Here is a 19219-nt window from a genome sequence, read left to right as displayed (position 1 = left end):
AAATTAGCCGTTTTATGTTAACTTTGACCGAAAATTTACAGCTGATATGAGTGAGGAAAGATCATTGAACTTTATTGAAGAGATCATTGAGAACGATTTAAATAGCGGAAAATACAAAACGTTGATTACCCGTTTTCCACCTGAACCTAATGGGTATTTACACATTGGTCATGCCAAAGCTATTTGTTTAAACTTTGGTTTAACAAAAAAATACGGAGGCTATACAAACCTGAGGTTTGATGATACCAACCCTGTAACCGAGAAAACTGAATATGTTGACAGTCAGCAGGCCGATATTAAATGGCTTGGCTTTGAATGGAAAAACGAACTATATACTTCCGATTATTTTGACACGCTTTACGGATACGCTGTTAAATTGATTGAAAAAGGTCTGGCTTACGTTGACCATAGTACCGCTGAAGAAATTGCCGCTTTAAAAGGCACGCCAACAGAACCGGGCAAAGATAGCCCATACCGCAGCCGCAGCATCGAGGAAAACCTGGATCTGTTTACACGCATGAAAAATGGTGAATTTGAGGATGGCGCCTGCACCTTGAGAGCTAAAATAGATATGGCCAGTCCGAACATGATTATGCGCGACCCGGTTATATATCGTATCAAACATGCAGAACATCACCGTACAGGGAATAAATGGTGCATTTACCCAATGTATGATTTTGCACATGGCCAAAGCGACAGTATAGAAAGCATTACGCACTCTATCTGTACACTTGAATATGTTTCTCATAGAGAATTGTACGACTGGTGCATTGAAAAGCTGGAGATCTATCCTTCAAAACAATATGAATTTGCCCGTTTAAACCTTTCTTATACAGTAATGAGCAAGCGTAAATTGCTGCAACTGGTTAATGAAGGTGTGGTAAGTGGATGGGATGATCCAAGAATGCCAACAATAAGTGGATTGAGAAGACGTGGTTACACGCCTGAAAGTATCCGTGAGTTTTGCGAAAGAATTGGTATTGCCAAAAGAGAAAACCTGATTGAGCTTAGCTTACTGGAATTCTGTGTACGCGAGCACCTTAATAAAACCGCTAACCGTGTGATGGCTGTTTTAGATCCGATAAAACTGGTAATTACCAATTATCCGGAAGGACAAGAAGAAATATTAATCGGCGAAAACAATCCTGAAGCTGAAGATAAAGGTGGAAACAGAGAAATCCCTTTTAGCAACGAATTATGGATTGAGCGTGAAGATTTCATGGAAGAACCTGCAAAAAAATGGTTCAGACTGGCTCCTGGAGCAATGGTGAGACTTAAACATGCTTACATTGTTAAATGCGAAGATTTCGTAAAAGACGCAGATGGAAATGTAACTGAAATACGCTGTACCTATATCCCTGAATCTAAAAGTGGTGAAGATACTAGTGGCATCAACGTAAAAGGAACGATCCACTGGGTAAGCACCAAACATGCGAAAAGTGCTGAGATCAGAATGTACGACCGATTGTTCACTGTAGAATCGCCAGATGGCGAAGAAGGTGATTTTAAGGATTACCTGAACCCGAACAGCATCGAGGTGATTAAACAGGCTTATATTGAGCCTTACCTGGCAACAGCAGATAAAGATGCGCGCTACCAGTTCATCAGAAAAGGCTATTACTGCCTTGATAAAGATTCAACACCGGAACACCTGATCTTTAACCGCACGGTGTCATTAAAAGATGCCTGGGCTAAAGGAAACAAATAACATAAAAAAAGCGCCTTAAGGCGCTTTTTTTATTACATATACTTTTTATAAATATTAAACAGGATCAGCTTATCCGCTGGAGTAAGCTCTCTGCTAATGTCTGTTTGTACAAAATGTAGTTTAAATGCTTCAATAGCCGCGGGTAGGTCACTCGTATTGTAACCAATGATTCTTAGCGCCAGCTCTGCGTTGAAATCATCAGGAGGCAAATTCAAAACATCATCATACCAAAACCCGAAGCCTTGTTTTGCCAAGACTTTCCATGGAAAATTTCTCGGATCATTTTTTCTTCCCGGAGCAATATCAGCATGTCCAATAAAATTGGCCACCGGAATATTATAACGCTTCTTTAAAGCATCTAACAGCACCACGAGACTTTTAATCTGCGCATCAGTAAAAGGTTGATCAATCCCGTTATTATCCAATTCAACACCTATAGAAGAAGAATTCAGATCACTATTATTGCCCCATTTACCTATTCCGGCATGATTTGCACGCAGGTAATCATTCACCATTTGCACCACAGCGCCATCCTTTCCCACAATATAATGCGAGCTGACCTCACTTTTCCCTTTTACCAAAAAGGTGTTGATGGTTTGCTGTGTTGAGTTCTGAGCAGTATGGTGTATAATTACAAAATTGGGCTTACGGATACCAAAATTAACCGATCCCACCCAGGATGGCACCGAGGGATCGAGCGGCGGAATCTGCTGCTCGGGAGGTGGCACTGTCTTAATGATTTCAGCAAAGGTCTTTGCTTTTCCCTTATATATTTTCTCAGTAGCCGCATACTTGTTAGTTGAGCAGGCTACAAATAAAAATGAGGAGAGAATTACGGCTACAATTTTTGTAAATTTACTGTGTAATACCATGTTGAGTAGATAGAAGGTGTGAAATTACTATTTTTTACTATTTTAGTCGCAAATTTTTCGATATATGAATCCCGGACTACCTCATGTCGGCCTCATAACCTGTAAAAACAAAAGATATATGAAACACATCGGCAAAGCAACAGTTTTTATCGCTGGCTGCTCAATTATTATGGGGATCGCTTCTTGCGGCAATCCTCAGGGAACCTCCAATCAACAGACTAAAAAGGCTACTTCCGCGGAAGATAGCTTACAAACATACGTAAACGACCGCCTGGCCATCTACGAAAAAGTAAAATTAACCACCAATATCAATGAACTGACCATCAATGAACGCAAGATCTTGCCTTTATTGATACAGGCGGCTCAAATTATGGATGAGTTGTTCTGGAAACAAGCCTACCCGCAGCGCGATAGCTTATTAACCACTATTAAAGATGAGAAAACAAAAGAGTTCATCTGGATCAATTATGGTCCTTGGGATAGATTAAATGGAGATAAACCATTTGTTGGAGGTATCGGAGCAAAACCTGATGCAGCAAGCTTTTACCCTGCCGGGATGACCAAAGAGGACCTGAAAAATTCTGATGTAAAAGATAAAAACGGGCAATATTCTGTTATAAAGAAAGACAGTGCAGGGAAATTAATGTCTGTGCCTTATCATGTACTGTATGCTACTGAATTGCAAAAAGCATCCAGCTTGTTAAAACAAGCCGCTTTGTTAGCTGAGGATGCAGGTTTTAAGAAATACCTCAACCTACGTGCTGATGCGTTGGTTAGCGACAACTACACCGCCAGTGATTATGCCTGGCTGGATATGAAGACTAACAATATAGACATCATCATTGGCCCAATTGAGAATTATGAGGACAAGCTATTTAATGCCCGCGCTTCTTATGAGGCTTATGTATTGGTAAAAGATAAAACCTGGAGCAAAAAACTTGCAAAATATGTAGCCATGTTACCTGAGTTACAGCAAGGCTTACCTGTTGATGCCAAATACAAAAAAGAAAAGCCGGGAACGGATTCGGAACTGAACGCTTATGATGTGGTATACTATGCAGGCGATTGCAATGCCGGATCAAAAACCATTGCGGTAAATCTTCCAAATGACGAAATCATCCAGCAAAAAAAGGGGACCAGACGCTCACAACTAAAGAATGCGATGAAGGCCAAGTTTGATAAAATCTTAGTGCCGATTGCTAAAGAGTTAATCGACAAAGATCAGCTTCAATACATCAATTTTGATGCTTTCTTTGCCAATGTGATGTTCCATGAAGTGGCACATGGATTAGGTATTAAAAACACCATCAACGGCAAAGGCTTTGTTAAAGAGGCTTTACAAGAACAATATTCATGGTTAGAAGAAGGAAAGGCCGACGTTTTGGGTCTTTATATGGTAACGGGCTTACTTAAGAAAGGCGAACTTGAAGGAGATATCAAGCAGTATTATACGACTTATATGGCCGGAATTCTTCGCTCAGTGAGATTTGGCGCAGCTAGTGCGCATGGAAAAGCAAACATGCAATGCTTTAACTTCTTTAAAGACAATGGTGCATTCATCAGAAATGCAAATGGAACTTACAAAGTCGATTTCGTGAAATTCGAAGATGCCATGAATAAATTGAGCAAAATGATTATTATGCTTCAGGGTAATGGAGATAAAGCTGCCGTTGAGAAAACATTACGTGAAAAAGCCATTATTACTCCAGAGTTACAGTCTGACCTTGACAAGCTAACCAAAAGTGGAATTCCTGTAGATATTGTTTTTGAACAGGGTGTAGATGTACTTGGCGTTAAGTAGTCAAGTGCCTGTTTATAATGCCTTCAAGCTCTTCGATATCGAAGGGCTTAGCTAAATACCCATCTGCTCCTGCCTGATCTGCCAGCGACTTTACATCGTTGTTGGCAGAAAAGTAGATTACTGGTATATGCTTCAACGAATCGTGCGCTTTTAATGCCCTTGTAGCATCTATCCCACCCACATCAGGCAACCAGTTATCCATAAAAATAATATCCGGCATATAAGCCAATACCTGATCAATAATGTTGTTTGACGTTGAAGATGTTTTAATGGCAAAACCGGCATCCTCCAGAATAAAAGTGCATAGCTCCAAAATGTCAACATTATCATCAAACACAAATACCTTTTTCATAGCAATCATTTATAATCGGGGAATTAGAGTAACAAATTTATAAATTCTGCAATATCTTCTACGCCTAATGTACGGTCTATTTCGACATTAAGTTTTGCCTGTTCAGGCATATACGGAACTTGCGCCGAATCCGGATCCTGAATTAAGACTGTCCCCCCCCATGCTTTTACGCTTTTTAAGCCATTCACCCCATCGGAATTTGAGCCCGATAATAGCAGGCAGACCAGTTTTCTCTGATAAACCTCTGCGGCAGTTTGAAAGGTCGCATCAATGGCTGGTCTTGAATAATTGATCTTTTCCGAGTAATCCAGGGAAAAAGTTTCATCCTGCTCAATCAGCAAATGATAGTCAGAAGGAGCAATATAGATCGTTCCGGCCTTTATCTTCTCTTTCTCATCCACCTCCTTAACATGAAGACTGGTACGCGTAGAAAGCAGTGAGGGCAACAAAGAATCTGTACCATGTTTTCTGTGTACAACGATAATGATCGGGAAGCTAATCTCCACGTTCACTTTAGGAAGAACCTTTAGCAATACATCCAGACTACCTGCTGAACCTCCTATAATAAATGCTTTACATTGTTTCATTAACCTATCTTCCTCCAAATTTTTTCTCCAGGCAGGCGCTTATACTTATTGGCCATACGCGAAAATTCAATGGTTTCTTTTGTTCCTAGTGCAAGATAGCCCAGTTCGTCCAGACTTTCATCAAATAAATCCAATACCTTGTGTTGCAGATCTCTGTCAAAATAGATCAGCACATTTCTGCAGAGGATTAACTGAAATTCATTAAATGAATGATCAGAAACCAGATTATGTGTAGAGAATATGATTTTACGTTTCAATTCATCATCAAACTTAACCAATGAATAATTAGCGGTATAATAGCTGGAAAAATCTTTAGTCCCCCCTGATAAAATATAGTTTTCGGAGTATTGCTTCATTTGGCTAAGCGCAAACATACTTTGAGCAGCCTTTTCCAGCACTGAGGGGTTAAGATCGGTCGCATAAATCAATGATTTGTGCAACAAATTCAGCTCCTTTAAAATAATAGAAATCGAATAGGCCTCTTCCCCTGTAGAACAGCCCGCAAGCCAGATTCGGATAAATGGGTAAGTGCCAAGCTTGGGCAGAACCTCTTCCCGCAATGTCCTGAAAAAAGATGGATCTCTGAACATTTCGGTTACATTCACCGTGATCTGTTCTACAAAGCGCTTAAAATAACCCGGATCATTTAAAACCTTGTACCTGAATTCGGCAAAGCTCAAAGCCTTATCCAGGGCATAAACCCTTGAAATACGCCTTTTTAAAGAAGCCCTGGAATAACCGGTAAAGTCATAGCCATACTTCTCCAAAACATCAGAAAGCAAAATCTCAACGTGTTCGTCGGTAATTACAAGTATAGCCAAACCCTCAATAATGAAATTAATTGGTCAACATCCACAGGTTTCGAGATATAATCTGATGCGCCTGCGGCAATGCATTTTTCTCTGTCACCCATCATTGCCTTAGCCGTAACAGCCAGAACCGGCAATTGTTTGTATGCAGGGATCTTCCTAATCTCCATCGTCGTCTCATATCCGTCCATCTCAGGCATCATCATGTCCATGAGCACCACATCTATCCCCGGATTATCTTTAAGCATTTGCAGGGCTTCTTTTCCATCCATTGCCGCCAACACTTTCATCTTATGTTGCTCCAGGGCTTTGGTTAAAGAGAATATATTCCGCACATCATCATCCGCAATCAGCACTGTTTTATTATTTAATACTTCATACAGGCCGCCAAGCTTTTCTGAGGTACCCTTTTTTTGTTTGTTGTCGACTTCCTTTTCTTCTACCAGGTGAAGAAAAAGTCCTGCTTCGTCTAAAATACGCTGGTAAGAGTGCGCGGTTTTGACCACAATTGAATCTGCATATTGCTTAATGCGGCTTTCTTCGCCTTTTGACAAGTTTTTACCTGTAAAAATGATGATCGGCAAATTCTCAAGCCCCTTACTCTTTTTTATGGCATCCAGCGTTTCATAGGCATTTTTATCCGGGATTCCCATATCCAGGATAACACAATCCACTTCGTTTTTGTTTAATGCCCCAATACTTTGGGTCACATTGCTAGCCACCTCGGTATGTATGCTGTAGTTACTGAGGAAATAGCTCAATGCCTCGGCATGCTGTTTATTTTCTTCAACGATTAAAACCTTTTTTGGATACCTGCTCAAGGCCTCTTCCAGTTTCTGAAAAATTTGCTTCATATGCTCCAAGGCAACCGGTTTATTGATAAAATCAACCGCCCCTTTCAGCAAACTCTCCTTCTTAACTTCAAGAGAAGACATGATGTGAACAGGTATTGGCCGCGTAGCAGGATTAGATTTCAACTCTTCCATCACCTGCCAGCCGTCTTTTACAGGCAACTGTATATCCAGTAATATGGCCAGGGGCTTATAATGATTGGCTAACTCTATGCCCAGATCACCCCGAACCGCTACAATCCCTTTATAATTCCTTTTTCGGGTAAAAGTGAGCAAGGTCTTCGCAAAAGACGTGTCATCCTCAATAATCAGAATCACGCGGTCGCCCGGCTGGATGTTATTCCTGTCGTCCTCAATATCCTGCGGAATATGGGATACTGTAAAACGTGAGGCAGCAACAGGTTCAACCTGCTCTAGATGAGTTGGCAGTGCCACAGCATCCTGAGAAGAATCAGCAATAAGGTTCATCTTCCGTTCCACCGGCAAAGAAAAAGTAAATTCACTACCTACATTTTCATTACTGGTTAATGTGATTTCACCACCAAGCAGTAAAGCCAATTCGCGACTTATTGACAAGCCTAGTCCTGTTCCACCAAACTTACGGCGGGTAGATCCATCCGCCTGTTGAAAGGCTTCAAAAACCAAGGTCTGCTTGTCTGCAGGAATCCCAATACCTGTATCCGCCACCTGGAACAGGATGTTTTTACCTGACTCGTCCTTTTTGATTTTAAGTGAAACGCGTCCTGATGCCGTAAATTTGATCGCATTGGACAATAAATTTTTCAAAATCTGCTCCAGTCGCATTTTGTCAGTACGAACAGTAGTAAGCTCAGTATCCATCTGGACGATCAATTCCAGATGTTTATCTTTTGCCAGTGGACTGAACAGTGAACGCATATCCGTGACTACTTCTGAAAGGCTAACATCGCCAAACTCAAGCTTCATTCTACCGGCTTCAATCTTAGAAAGATCCAGAATCTCATCGATCAAACCAAGCAGTCCTTGTCCGGAACTTTGTATCACATCTGCATATTCCTTATGCTCTTTGTCAAGCTCTGTATTTTCAGACATTAACTTAGACAGCAGTAAAATAGAGTTTAAAGGCGTGCGAAGCTCATGAGACATATTAGCCAGGAACTCCGATTTATATTTAGTACTACGCTCCAGTTGTTCGGCTTTCTGTTGTATTTCCAGGTTCCGTTCCTGAATAAGTTGATTTTTCTCTTCCAGTAAACTGGTACGTTCTTCCAGTTCGTGATTGCTTTGTAAAAGCTCCTCCTGTTGCACCCGTAGTTCCTCTTCAGAGGTTTGAATCCTCTGAGTTTGCGCTTCCAGTTCGGCATTCAAGCCTTCCAATTCTCTATGCTGCCCCTGTAGTTCTTCTGCCTGTGCTTGCGTTTCTTCCAGAAACTCCTGCAGTTTTCTACGGTTTTGTGAAACGTGAATCGCTATACCGATGTTATCGGAAATGCTATTTAAAAACTCAAGCTCTAGTGGCGTGTACGCATGCAGGGCGCCAAACTCCATGGCCCCAATAACCACCGCTTCACTATAAACCGGCACGGCAACAACATTGCGTGGTCGCGTGGTTCCGGCGGCATAGCTGATGGTTAGTTCACCTTCAGGAATATCATTAATCAAAATCTGCTTTCCCGATTGCGTTACCTGCCCTACTAATCCTTCACCAATGCTCAGGCTTTTATGCCGCTGATCATCCATCAGCGAATAACTTCCCACCAGATGTAACTTTTTATCTGCTTCAATAAGATAAAATGCAGCAACCTGACTATGTGTACGCTCAACTACGTGTTCGATTACATCATTTACCAGCTCTGGAATATCCTTCTCACCAACCATTTGATCGTTCAGGGAGGCAATACCGGATTGCAGCCATTCTTTATCTGCTAAAAGGGAGAATGAGTATTGCAAGGATTCGGCCATGGTGTTTAACGACCCCGCCAGATTGCCCAGTCCATCCTTTTCCTCCTCTTCAAGCCGGACCTGATAATCTCCATTTGAGATTCTATTGGCAACGCCTTCGATAACAGCAATCCTGTTATCCATTTCTTCATTTTTATCCTGCAACTCTTGTTGCAGCCTTGAGCGCGTATTAAAGTCAAGTAAAACCCTTCTGTAAAAGAATACGGTGATGAGAATAGCCAGAAGGGCTGCAAAGATGATCAATGAAGGGGTATAACCGGCAAACTTATTCATTGTTGCCGTCCGTAAATTCAGCAACCTTCCTTCTTCCGCCTGCATCACTTTAATCAAATCCCTTGCCGCGTTCATATACGACTTTCCATCAATCAATTCAGCAATACCGACATTACCGCCACGAGTTTTAACCTCTATGGTATTTTTTATAACATCCAATCGTTGTTGTACAATGCCCCTTAGCATTCTTATACTCCGCTGCTGAACCGGATTATCTTTGGTTTCAGATTCTATATCGTCAAGTAGATTTAGTACATGTTGCCTGGCACCATTATAAGGTTCCAGGAATTCCAGCTCGCCAGTGAGTAAATAACCACGTTGACCCGTTTCAGCATCTTTTAACACAGAAATTGTTTCGTCCAGTTTAGCAATCACCTCATTACTGTGAGCAACCATTCCCCCACTTTGAATCAGATTTCTAATGCTCAGATAAGAAGCCAGAGAAGTAACAAAAAGAATCAGTAACGATAACCCTAAACCAATACGCAGGTTATTTTTAATAGATTTTTTACTCATACGACGATTTAATTTATTCTACCTCATGAACAGGATTCAGAGGGAGTGTGAAATAAAATTCAGAACCTTCACCTAATTTACTTTTTACGCCGACTTCGCCGCCGTGACGCTGAATGATTTCAGCAGAAATATACAAGCCTATACCTAATCCCTGAAAATGAATTGCCGTTTCTTCGACTCTATAAAACTTTTCAAATACGCTTTTCTGCAACTCAGGGGCAATCCCTATTCCAAAATCACGAACACCAAGATATAGCTCATTTTCACTGGTATCAATATTTATCTGGATCTCCTTTGTTCCCGGAGAATATTTAATCGCATTGGTTAAAAAATTAACAATAACCTGCTCGATCCGCATTTCATCGGCATAAATCTCTTTAGGGGGGATTCCATTTATAGTAATGGTAAATTCGGGATTGGCGTGATGAATAACTTCCAGGACTCCTTCCAGCAAAGTATCGAGGGAAAAACTCTTTTTATTAAACTTCAGCTTTCCACTCTCTAATTTTGAAATATCCAACAAATCAGCAATGAGCTCATTTAACTTTTCCAATTGTACCTGCGCCTTAGCCAAATGCTTTTTAACAGTAGGAATATCTCCCTTATCGACGCTTCGGGCCAGCAATTGAACGTAGCCCTTCACACTAGTTAAGGGTGTTTTTAATTCGTGACTAGCTATACTAATGAATTCATCCTTTTTCCGCTCTGCTCTTTTTCTGAAAGCAATCTCATCGAGCAATGCCTTTTGTATTTCAATCAGCTTGCGATTTTGCTCATAGATGCGGTAAAAGGTCTTCACCTTTAACAGCAGAATGTCCATGTCAACGGGCTTGGTAATATAGTCCAGGCCTCCCGACGAATATCCTTTTGTAATAAATTTAAGTTCTGTATTTGCTGCCGACAGAAAGATAATTGCTGTTTCCTTAGCCTTGCTGTAGCCTGAAATGGCTTCAGCAACTTCGAAACCATCCATTCCTGGCATTTGAACATCTAGGATAATCAACACGTACTCATTTCTAAGTACTTTTTTTAAGGCTTCCTCTCCTGATGATGCGGTATCGACTTCAAAATTATGCTTCTCCAAAACCTTTTTTAAAGAGATCAGGTTTTCGGGGGTATCATCTACAATTAATATCATTATTAAAAATCAATAAAGCTTCTAAACTATGATGAGCGCAACAACTTTGCAATAAAGTTATACAAGTTTATAAGTTTAAACTTATAAATAAGGATTAAGTTGTAAAAAATAAAATTATAATCTGTTAGAATTAAAAGTATCTCCCTGCCTAAAATCACCGGTATCAAATCCCTTTTTAAACCAATACATCCTTTGGGCTGATGTGCCGTGGGTAAATGCATCGGGCACAACCTCACCTTGTGCTTGCTTTTGAAGATGATCATCACCAATGGCGTTGGCAGCAGTTAGCGCTTCTTCGATATCGCCTTCTTCCAATTTAAAATTGGCAAGATTTTGCGCATGATGCGCCCATAGTCCGGCAAAGAAATCGGCCTGTAACTCTAGTTTAACAGATAATTTATTGTATTCAACTTCGCTCAGCTGAGCTCTGGCACCCTGTACCTTTTCGGAGATACCCAGCAGATTCTGAACATGGTGCCCTACTTCATGTGCTATCACATAAGCTTGCGCAAAATCGCCCGCAGCACCAAAACGGTCCTTCAGGTCTTTGTAGAAAGTTAAATCGATATAAACTCTATGATCGGCCGGACAATAGAAAGGTCCTACTGCAGCACTCGCGTTCCCGCAGGCAGATTGCACACTGTTATCAAACAGGGTAAGTACCGGAGGCTCATAAGTAGCGCCCATTTGCTGAAACTGTGCGATCCAGACAGAATCCGTGGACTCGAGAACGCCGGAAACAAATTTACCTTCAGCATCCTGAGGGACACCTTGTTTACCCTCAACGTTGGCCGACTGGCCTACGGGTAACTGACTGACTAATCCGGAGAAATCCTGCCCGAAGATAAGACCGAGTACAACAACGATAATTGCCGCGCCTCCGCCCAATACCTTCCCGCCAGTCATCCCCCTTCTGTCATCAACATTACCACTTCCTTTACCGAACCATTGCATATAAATTCCTTTTAATTTGGTTAATAAAAAGTCTGTGACAATTGTTATACCAAACTAAAAGGATTTACGCTTAATTAAAGGCTGCTATTGCTTTATGAATTCTTTTTATCGTTTCTTCGGCACCAATCGCTACTGCAATATCAAATACTCCGGGGCCAAACTTCCCACCGACAAGCATAATTCTGAAAGGCAGCATTAACTCTCCGGGTTTAAAATTATGTGCCGCAGCAAGTGTTTTAAACCTTTCTTCCAGCTCAGGGCCGGTCAGCCCGTCTTTTACCTCTGAAGCATAAGCCTCAAAAAATGAAGCCTTTTCATTACTCCATTTTGGTTTTACCGCATCCAGATCATATTGCCCGGGTGCAATAAAAAAATATATACTTTGAGCAACGAAATCTGTTAATAATGTACAGCGGTCTTTAATTAGGTCAATAACCTTTCCCAGATATATGTCATCGTTTAATGCAGTTCCTTGCGCTGCAAAAGCATCCTTCACAAAAGGAAGTAAATCCTGCGCTGCAGTATTTTTAATCCATTCGTGGTTATACCATTTTGCCTTCTCAAAATCAAATTTGGCACCTGCCTTACTGATTCTTTCTATAGAGAATTTCTCGATAAGGTTAGCCAAAGAGAAAATCTCCTGATCTGTACCATCGTTCCAGCCAAGCATCCCCAGCAAGTTCACAAAAGCCTCAGGCATAAAACCCAATTCTTTAAAGCCTTTTGTAAGGTCTCCTGTTTTAGGATCCGTCCAGTTTTGGGCATATACTGGGAAACCTAATCTATCGCCATCTCTTTTACTCAGTTTACCGTTTCCATCAGGCTTTAAGATCAAAGGTAAATGTACCCATTGCGGCATTTCGTCACCCCAACCTAAATATCTCCATAACAGAATATGAATTGGTGCTGATGGAAGCCATTCTTCACCTCTTAAAACATGACTGATTTCCATAGCCTTATCATCCACTACAACAGCTAAATGATAGGTTGGCATGCCATCTGCTTTTAAAAGCACCTTATCATCTACTAAATTGGTTTCAAAACTAACATGACCTCTGATCAGATCAGTAAAAGAAACCATTTCGTCTGCAGGCATTTTTATGCGTACCACATGCGGTGTATTGCTTGCCAAAAGCGCAGCAACTTCATCTTCAGGTAGCGTTAAGGAGTTACGCATTTCTCCTCTTGTGGCCAAACCATATGTAAAGTTTGGTATTTGTTTTCTTTTAGCATCCAGTTCTTCCGGAGTATCAAAAGCGTAATAGGCATAACCATCGGCAATCAGCTGATCAGCATATTGCTTATAACTGGCTTTTCGCTCACTTTGGCGGTAAGGGCCAAAATTACCTTCATGCGTTGGGCTTTCATCTGGAATAAGTCCACACCATTCCAAACATGAAGCAATGTATTCCTCTGCGCCTTCCACAAAACGGGTTTGGTCTGTATCCTCTATGCGCAAAATAAACTTACCATTGTGTTTTTTTGCAAACAGGTAATTAAATAAAGCGGTACGTACACCGCCTAAATGCAGTCCCCCGGTTGGGCTCGGGGCAAATCTTACTCTTACTTTCTTTTCCATATTACGAATTACAAAGATATATTTTTTAACGCGTTACCGTTCTATTGATACATTTTTGAATCGTATTTTGTAATTTGCCATCACAACCTATGAATCCATACGAGAAAAAACGACGCTGGAAATTCTTTTTATTAATCTTTGCCATCGTTATCGGCACTGCTTCAGTTTTTTACAGCGACTTCTTTGTAAAAAAAATGGAACGCGAAGAACAACTTCAGTTTCAACTATATGTAAAAGTAACTGAGCAGTCGCTGGCCATGTACGATGACGACAGGTATACCAGCTTAATAGACCTGATTCGTACCAATACAAAACTGCCGGTTATCATGATTGATTCGGAAGGGGCAATTCTCTCCTATCAGGGGCTCGACTCTACCAAAACCAATTATGAGGTAGAAAAGCAGCCTAACAAGACTTACGATCCGGGCTATTTTTCCCGGGAACTCCGGAAAATGAAAAAGCAGCATCCACCAACACCAATTATAGGACTGGATGGAACCCGATGGTACATTTACTATAAAGATTCGGCCACATTAACACAGCTCCGTTATTTCCCCTACATCCAGCTAGGTGTAATTGCGCTATTTTTACTTACCGCATATGTAGCCTTCAGTTCGGCCCGAAAAGCAGAGCAGGACCAGGTATGGGTAGGTATGGCCAAAGAAACAGCACATCAGCTTGGGACTCCAATATCATCGCTGATGGCTTGGGTAGAACTAATCAAATCAAGATTTGATGCCGAGGATGATCCATTAATTGCCGAGATGGAAAACGACATCAAGCGACTGGAGGTTATTACCGACCGCTTTTCTAAAATAGGATCCAAGCCTATCGTGGTAGATCATGTGGTTTATACGGTGATTCATAATTTCGTAGAATACTTCAAACTGCGCACTTCCGATAAGATCAATTTTAAGATTACGGGAGACGAACAGGTTCGTGCATTGCTAAATGTCCCATTATTTGACTGGGTGATAGAAAACCTGCTCAAGAATGCTGCAAATGCCATTGAAAATGAAGGGGATATTACCATAAACATCATTGAAAATCTGGCAAAAGAAGAGGTTTTTATAGATGTGACCGACACGGGAAAAGGGATTGCCCGCTCAAAATTTGACGCGGTTTTCCAACCGGGATATACCACACGTAAACGTGGCTGGGGCCTGGGCTTGTCTTTAACCAAAAGAATCATTGAGAACTACCATAATGGCCAAATTTTCGTCAAGGACTCTGAACTTGGCAAAGGCACAACCTTTCGTATCATTTTAAAAAGCAGCATCACTTATGAACCGACCTCAAACACATGAGTACCCAGTATGGGCTGAACAATACATCAGCCTTGTTGAAGGAGATGTATTGAATTTATTGAATAGGCAGGCCTCCGAGTTTCCGGATTTTATAAACGATCTGGTTGAAAAAGCCGATTATGCTTATGCCCCTGATAAATGGACAATTAAGCAACTTATTGGCCATATCATCGATACCGAACGTATCCTTGCTTATCGTTTAACCTGTTTTGCGAGAGCAGAAAATCATGCCCTTCCAGGCTTTGATGAAGACGAGTATGTGGCCAATGCACATTTTCAAGATAGAAGTTTACTTAGCTTTTCAGAGGAGTTTACCTTACTCAGAAAGGCGAACATGTTTTTATTCAACTCTCTGTCAGAAAAAGACTTAGACAGAAGCGGAACGGCATCTGAAAGACAGATTACTGTAAGAGCGCTGCTCTTTGTGATCGCGGGTCATGTTATTCATCATACTCAAATTATCAAAAGTCGCTATTTATGATCTGGTTTACCGAATTCAGTCCTGAGCAGCTTAATGACCGCCCCTCGAATCATATGGGCGCCTTCCTTGATATAAAATTTACTGAGGTTGGAGAAGATTCTCTTACGGCGACGATGCCTGTTGACGAGCGCACACATCAACCTGCAGGCATTCTGCATGGCGGAGCTTCAGTTGTACTGGCAGAAACACTGGGAAGCGTAGCCTCGTATATGTGTATTGACCCGGGAAAGTATCAGGCCGTTGGACTTGAAGTTAATGCAAATCACCTCAGACCCGTTAAATCTGGTCTGGTAACAGGCGTATGTAAACCGTTACATATTGGCGCAAAAACCCACGTCTGGGAAATCAAAATCTACAATGATAGAGGAAAAATGAGCTGTATCAGCAGACTTACTGTAGCAGTCATCAATAATAAGCCCTGATCGGGCTTATTTCCATCGCGGGCGGTAATTAAACCGCCGCAACGACTATTTTATTTCGATTGGAAGTTCGACTAAAGTCTTGTCCCAGGCCATAACCAAATTGGCCCCCTTCGGCTGTTCCGTAAAAGTAACAGAGAAGGACTCAACTGGTTTGTCCAACGTTTTTACCGGTACGTCAACCCGAATTACATCTTTCTTTTCATCGTAGGTAAAAGCACCCCAACGATCGGTTTGCTTATTAACGATCAATGTCCATTTATCCTTATTCGGGATAGCAAACAAGCTATAAGAACCTGGTTTAATGGATTTCCCGCCAATGCGCACGCCTTTAAAAAACTTAACCTCGGTACATTCATTAGCGCCAACACGCCATACTTTGCCATACTGTTCCAGCACACCAAATATATCACGTCCTTTTTTAGTTGGGCGCGAGTAAACTACCTTTATGGATGGAGTTGCAGCATCCTTAGCTTTCGCTACATTTAATGGATAATATACAATATCCGCAGGACTGGCATCAACAGGAGCAAATTTTGGTTCCTGTGCTTCAACCGCAAAGGTAAACATTGCAAATACAGCAATAAAACTTAATCTTTTCATTAAAGAAGTCCTTTAAAACAATGCCATTTAAGGCCTAATATTGGCGTCCTTTAACTATTCCGTTCAAGAAAATCGCGCCAAATATAAATCCGATAATTCCACCTAATATAGCACCGCCAAAGCTACCTGTTGTAATTACAGCAGTTAAAATACCAAAAAACAGGCCTAAAACATAATAAACCCAGTCTAAACTATTGTTGTTTTCTTCTTTAATCATTATACTAATTCTTAGGCCCCAAAGATATTGATTTATTTTATCCGAATACAAATATTGCCTCTTATTTCCCAAGCAAATCATTAACCGTTACCAAATTATAGCCCTTTTTCTTTAAATAAATGATCAATTCGTCCAATTTATTGTAAAATTTATCCACTCGCCTGGGATCAGTGCCTGCATGAAGCAGTAACAAAAAACCGTTCAACCCTTCCTTAGCTTCCCGATCAACAATAGACTGGTAGATCTCCTCACTTCCAACATAGCGCTTTCCCATCTCAGGGTAAGTATAGTCCGCATTGGAACGCGTACCAGGTGTATAATTAATCAGCGTTAATCCTGCGTCGGCAGTCCAGGTTGCAACGCTTTCATTATACCATTCAAACGGAGGCAAAAACAAAGGGGCATTCTTCTTTTCAATGCCAAACCTTTTCATCGCATCATAATTAGCATCTAAATCGGCCTGAAAGGCTGTCTTTGTCACCAATAAACTATCCCGTTTCGTCCAGTCACAATACAGCAGATGCTTGTTAGAGTGTGCACCCAAATAGTGATTACTGGTTTTTAGCGATTTTATAAACGGGTTGAATTGAGGGTTGTTGTAAAAATCGCCTGTAAAAAAGAAAGATCCCTTTATTCCATGCTTATTTAGCGTTTTATTGATTTGTGGTATACCATCGGCATATTCATGGCCGGTGAACATCAACGCCATCTTTTTTTCATTGGTTTTCCCTCTGATGATCGCTCCATGGTCCTTTTGAAACTGAGCTGGTTCTGCGTTAGCCCTGCTATCATAAGCGGCGAGTAAATAGACCAATGAAGCCGTTCCATCCATTGTAGGCTCATTGGTACTGTAATCACCAAAATCATCGTGGTAGACGACCAGATCCGACTGAAATTCGGCATACTCATCCGGTTGGTACAAGGTGATGCCAATAAGATTTTTATAAATACTTCCATAAACCGGGCCATCAACGAGCCCCCCATCTATAGGATATTTGAATAAATGGGTAAATGCTGAATGTGGATCCTGCGGGGTATCTCCCGCAGCAGGTAAACCGTAAACCATAGCGGTGCCCCAGGGATTGCAGCCAAATAGCCAGTCGAAATTTGCCTGAGCGAGCTCCTCATAGCTGTTGTCACCACTTTCCTTATGATAAAGGTAACTCTGAATGACAAACGAAGCCGTTAGATTATTTGAGCACCAGATAAATGGAACTCCTCTATAAAAAGCGTTCTGTTTTGCCCTTTGCCAAACTTTGTCCAGCCCCTCTTTATAATAAGTCAGCGCATTTTTTAAAATCAATTTGTCTTTTGTTTTTGCGATTTCATAGTGCCCAAAATTGTGAAATGGGTACCATTGGTAATGCCTTGCCGTATCAGCGCCCATCCATGGCGTTACAGGCTCTTGCGCGGCATATCCTGCAGCTTGCGTTAGAAATTTCTTCCCCCCCGTCATTTGGTAAAGCTCGGCCGCAGCCAACTCCATATCATCGGTCCAGTTGTCTTCTTCATAAAAATATGGCGCCCTATTAGGTGCCGTTTGCTGTACACCAGGCTGTTTTAATCCAAACGCATACGCCGATTTAGATTTGCTTTGAAGTAAGTGCGCATAAGGAGCATCCGTACTAAAGATCCTGCTACCCAGCGCGAAAGCACTGCTAAACTTCCCGGCAATGGAAGCCGTCCCGGTCGCCCGGCTTTGATATTTTCCTAATCCCTGGGGCTTACCGTTTGCAAAATAAACCGGCCGCTTCTTCCCTTTGCCATAATCCACATCATCCTTTGTAGGCAATCGCAAGCCCTTATGATCCCGATCGTCGGCAATTTGATTAAACAGCCAGTCTTTCTTCGGGTGCATCTTCAATAACCATTGTAAGCCCCAATTCGCTTCATCCAAAACATCTGCTCTACCATTTTTACCTTCCAGTCCATTTGTCTGGTACTGATCCGAAAAAACCTGCGGGAAATCGCGGTATGCAGCAAGTAAATGGTAAGTCGCATTTGCGGATGTTGTAGCATATTGCAAATAATCCGAAGCATCATGCCAGCCCCCACTTACATCAATAACTGTACTATCAGGCATAGGTCCGTACATGGTATATCCATCCTCTGTATGGCAACTATCTTTTAAGTAAGGATTAAAACCGCTTCGCTGCTGCCGCATATACCGCAAAGCAAAATCAGCAGTATGCTGATAAACATTTTTGTTAATGATCACTTCAGGTGATAGCGTATTCCCTACCTTAATAAAGTAACGACCGGCATCTTTGAAATCACTAAAGTTCAACCTGCAGGATGTTTTAAAAGGCCCATAAGCACCAAAAGGCTTCACGTTTCGGGAACTGTACACCACTTTCCCTGTTCCCATTTCTATAATATCAAACTTTTCTGGCTGTTCTTTTTTCTCCTTGCTTACCCAAACAGCCACTTTCACTGATTGTGGCTGATAGCCCATAAGGTTTATTCTGATCCATGAGCTCCCGGGATTCAAATCCTGGGACAATGCATGAAGTGAAAGTAAGATCAGGCCTAAAAAACAAGTGCACCAAACACATAAAACCTTCTGTTTCATCAGCATAGAATTTCCTTTTAAGGTTAAAAATCTATTTGGTCTTTTATAAAAATAACAAAGCTTTGCCAGCAATTTGTCAATTATTAAAAATAAGTACAGATTTCTAAAGCAGTTAATCAATCGATTGATTAGTGGTGTCGCACAAATTTTGAAATGGAAAAAATAGACAATTGGGTTATGATGCAACCTCTACCCGTCAAATCGCTAAAGAATCTTCCGCCAACATAGCGAGGATCAAT

At 41.3% G+C, this 19219-nt stretch carries 16 protein-coding genes; 5 read left to right on the top strand and 11 right to left on the bottom strand.

Going from position 1 to position 19219, the window contains the following annotated elements:
• Positions 1 to 46: 46 nt before the first annotated feature.
• Positions 47 to 1708, top strand: coding sequence for a glutamine--tRNA ligase/YqeY domain fusion protein (locus B9A18_RS07805; protein WP_084288676.1), 1662 nt, complete (start codon positions 47 to 49; stop codon positions 1706 to 1708).
• A gap of 32 nt (positions 1709 to 1740) precedes the next feature.
• On the opposite strand, the gene B9A18_RS07800 is transcribed toward B9A18_RS07805, so the two are convergent.
• Complete coding sequence (locus B9A18_RS07800) at positions 1741 to 2580, bottom strand: N-acetylmuramoyl-L-alanine amidase (RefSeq protein WP_084288675.1); 840 nt, start codon at positions 2578 to 2580, stop codon at positions 1741 to 1743.
• A 118-nt stretch (positions 2581 to 2698) separates the two neighbouring features.
• Between B9A18_RS07800 and B9A18_RS07795 the strand changes: the two genes are divergently transcribed.
• Entirely contained in the window at positions 2699 to 4381 is a 1683-nt protein-coding gene (locus B9A18_RS07795) for a dipeptidyl-peptidase 3 family protein (protein WP_144009421.1), read from the top strand.
• Here the strand turns inward: B9A18_RS07795 and B9A18_RS07790 are convergent.
• The 7 genes from B9A18_RS07790 to gltX form a co-directional block, all read right to left on the bottom strand.
• Positions 4374 to 4742: a response regulator gene (locus B9A18_RS07790; protein WP_084288673.1), complete on the bottom strand. Its 369-nt coding sequence runs from the start codon at positions 4740 to 4742 to the stop codon at positions 4374 to 4376. The genes B9A18_RS07795 and B9A18_RS07790 overlap by 8 nt on opposite strands.
• Positions 4743 to 4756: 14 nt before the next feature.
• Complete coding sequence (locus B9A18_RS07785; protein ID WP_084288672.1) at positions 4757 to 5320, bottom strand: chemotaxis protein CheB; 564 nt, start codon at positions 5318 to 5320, stop codon at positions 4757 to 4759.
• Positions 5320 to 6141 (bottom strand): CheR family methyltransferase, encoded by an 822-nt coding sequence (locus tag B9A18_RS07780; RefSeq protein WP_084288671.1) that lies wholly within the window; start codon positions 6139 to 6141, stop codon positions 5320 to 5322. The genes B9A18_RS07785 and B9A18_RS07780 overlap by 1 nt, the downstream gene beginning before the upstream one ends.
• Complete coding sequence (locus B9A18_RS07775) at positions 6126 to 9710, bottom strand: response regulator (protein WP_084288670.1); 3585 nt, start codon at positions 9708 to 9710, stop codon at positions 6126 to 6128. The genes B9A18_RS07780 and B9A18_RS07775 overlap by 16 nt, the downstream gene beginning before the upstream one ends.
• Positions 9711 to 9723: 13 nt before the next feature.
• Entirely contained in the window at positions 9724 to 10848 is a 1125-nt protein-coding gene (locus tag B9A18_RS07770) for a hybrid sensor histidine kinase/response regulator (RefSeq protein WP_084288669.1), read from the bottom strand.
• 114 nt (positions 10849 to 10962) lie between these two features.
• A complete protein-coding gene (ypfJ, locus tag B9A18_RS07765) occupies positions 10963 to 11802 on the bottom strand; it encodes a KPN_02809 family neutral zinc metallopeptidase (RefSeq protein WP_084288668.1) in 840 nt (279 codons plus the stop codon).
• Positions 11803 to 11872: 70 nt separating this feature from the next.
• A complete protein-coding gene (gene gltX / locus B9A18_RS07760; RefSeq protein WP_084288667.1) occupies positions 11873 to 13381 on the bottom strand; it encodes a glutamate--tRNA ligase in 1509 nt (502 codons plus the stop codon).
• Between the two features lie 89 nt (positions 13382 to 13470).
• On the opposite strand from gltX, the gene B9A18_RS07755 reads away from it, so the two are divergent.
• The 3 genes from B9A18_RS07755 to B9A18_RS07745 are packed head-to-tail and all read left to right on the top strand — an operon-like array spanning position 13471 to position 15591.
• Entirely contained in the window at positions 13471 to 14688 is a 1218-nt protein-coding gene (locus B9A18_RS07755) for a sensor histidine kinase (protein ID WP_084288666.1), read from the top strand.
• On the top strand, positions 14666 to 15169 hold the full coding sequence (locus B9A18_RS07750; protein ID WP_084288665.1) for a DinB family protein: 504 nt from the start codon (positions 14666 to 14668) through the stop codon (positions 15167 to 15169). Before B9A18_RS07755 ends, B9A18_RS07750 begins: the two co-directional genes overlap by 23 nt.
• Entirely contained in the window at positions 15166 to 15591 is a 426-nt protein-coding gene (locus B9A18_RS07745; protein ID WP_084288664.1) for a hotdog fold thioesterase, read from the top strand. The genes B9A18_RS07750 and B9A18_RS07745 overlap by 4 nt, the downstream gene beginning before the upstream one ends.
• A 45-nt stretch (positions 15592 to 15636) precedes the next feature.
• Here the strand turns inward: B9A18_RS07745 and B9A18_RS07740 are convergent, their stop codons facing one another.
• The 3 genes from B9A18_RS07740 to B9A18_RS07730 all read right to left on the bottom strand — a co-directional run bounded on the left by B9A18_RS07740 (position 15637) and on the right by B9A18_RS07730 (position 18980).
• Positions 15637 to 16191, bottom strand: a complete 555-nt coding sequence (locus B9A18_RS07740; RefSeq protein ID WP_084288663.1) for a DUF2911 domain-containing protein — start codon at positions 16189 to 16191, stop codon at positions 15637 to 15639.
• A gap of 34 nt (positions 16192 to 16225) precedes the next feature.
• Positions 16226 to 16408, bottom strand: a complete 183-nt coding sequence (locus B9A18_RS07735; protein WP_084288795.1) for a hypothetical protein — start codon at positions 16406 to 16408, stop codon at positions 16226 to 16228.
• 61 nt (positions 16409 to 16469) lie between these two features.
• On the bottom strand, positions 16470 to 18980 hold the full coding sequence (locus B9A18_RS07730; RefSeq protein WP_235005261.1) for a glycoside hydrolase family 9 protein: 2511 nt from the start codon (positions 18978 to 18980) through the stop codon (positions 16470 to 16472).
• Positions 18981 to 19219: the final 239 nt, after the last annotated feature.

The organism is Pedobacter nyackensis (assembly GCF_900176505.1).
In the GTDB taxonomy this organism is placed as follows: Bacteria; Bacteroidota; Bacteroidia; order Sphingobacteriales; family Sphingobacteriaceae; genus Pedobacter; species Pedobacter nyackensis.
Note: the sequence above shows the minus strand (reverse complement) of the source record. Positions and strands in the feature narration are given on the sequence as shown.

Coding starts and splice junctions, on each gene's coding strand:
- B9A18_RS07805 (WP_084288676.1), top strand. CDS start 47: ATGAGTGAGGAAAGATCATTGAACTTTATTGAAGAGATCATTGAGAAC.
- B9A18_RS07800 (WP_084288675.1), bottom strand. CDS start 2,580: ATGGTATTACACAGTAAATTTACAAAAATTGTAGCCGTAATTCTCTCC.
- B9A18_RS07795 (WP_144009421.1), top strand. CDS start 2,699: ATGAAACACATCGGCAAAGCAACAGTTTTTATCGCTGGCTGCTCAATT.
- B9A18_RS07790 (WP_084288673.1), bottom strand. CDS start 4,742: ATGATTGCTATGAAAAAGGTATTTGTGTTTGATGATAATGTTGACATT.
- B9A18_RS07785 (WP_084288672.1), bottom strand. CDS start 5,320: ATGAAACAATGTAAAGCATTTATTATAGGAGGTTCAGCAGGTAGTCTG.
- B9A18_RS07775 (WP_084288670.1), bottom strand. CDS start 9,710: ATGAGTAAAAAATCTATTAAAAATAACCTGCGTATTGGTTTAGGGTTA.
- B9A18_RS07770 (WP_084288669.1), bottom strand. CDS start 10,848: ATGATATTAATTGTAGATGATACCCCCGAAAACCTGATCTCTTTAAAA.
- ypfJ (WP_084288668.1), bottom strand. CDS start 11,802: ATGCAATGGTTCGGTAAAGGAAGTGGTAATGTTGATGACAGAAGGGGG.
- gltX (WP_084288667.1), bottom strand. CDS start 13,381: ATGGAAAAGAAAGTAAGAGTAAGATTTGCCCCGAGCCCAACCGGGGGA.
- B9A18_RS07755 (WP_084288666.1), top strand. CDS start 13,471: ATGAATCCATACGAGAAAAAACGACGCTGGAAATTCTTTTTATTAATC.
- B9A18_RS07750 (WP_084288665.1), top strand. CDS start 14,666: ATGAACCGACCTCAAACACATGAGTACCCAGTATGGGCTGAACAATAC.
- B9A18_RS07745 (WP_084288664.1), top strand. CDS start 15,166: ATGATCTGGTTTACCGAATTCAGTCCTGAGCAGCTTAATGACCGCCCC.
- B9A18_RS07740 (WP_084288663.1), bottom strand. CDS start 16,191: ATGAAAAGATTAAGTTTTATTGCTGTATTTGCAATGTTTACCTTTGCG.
- B9A18_RS07735 (WP_084288795.1), bottom strand. CDS start 16,408: ATGATTAAAGAAGAAAACAACAATAGTTTAGACTGGGTTTATTATGTT.
- B9A18_RS07730 (WP_235005261.1), bottom strand. CDS start 18,980: ATGAAACAGAAGGTTTTATGTGTTTGGTGCACTTGTTTTTTAGGCCTG.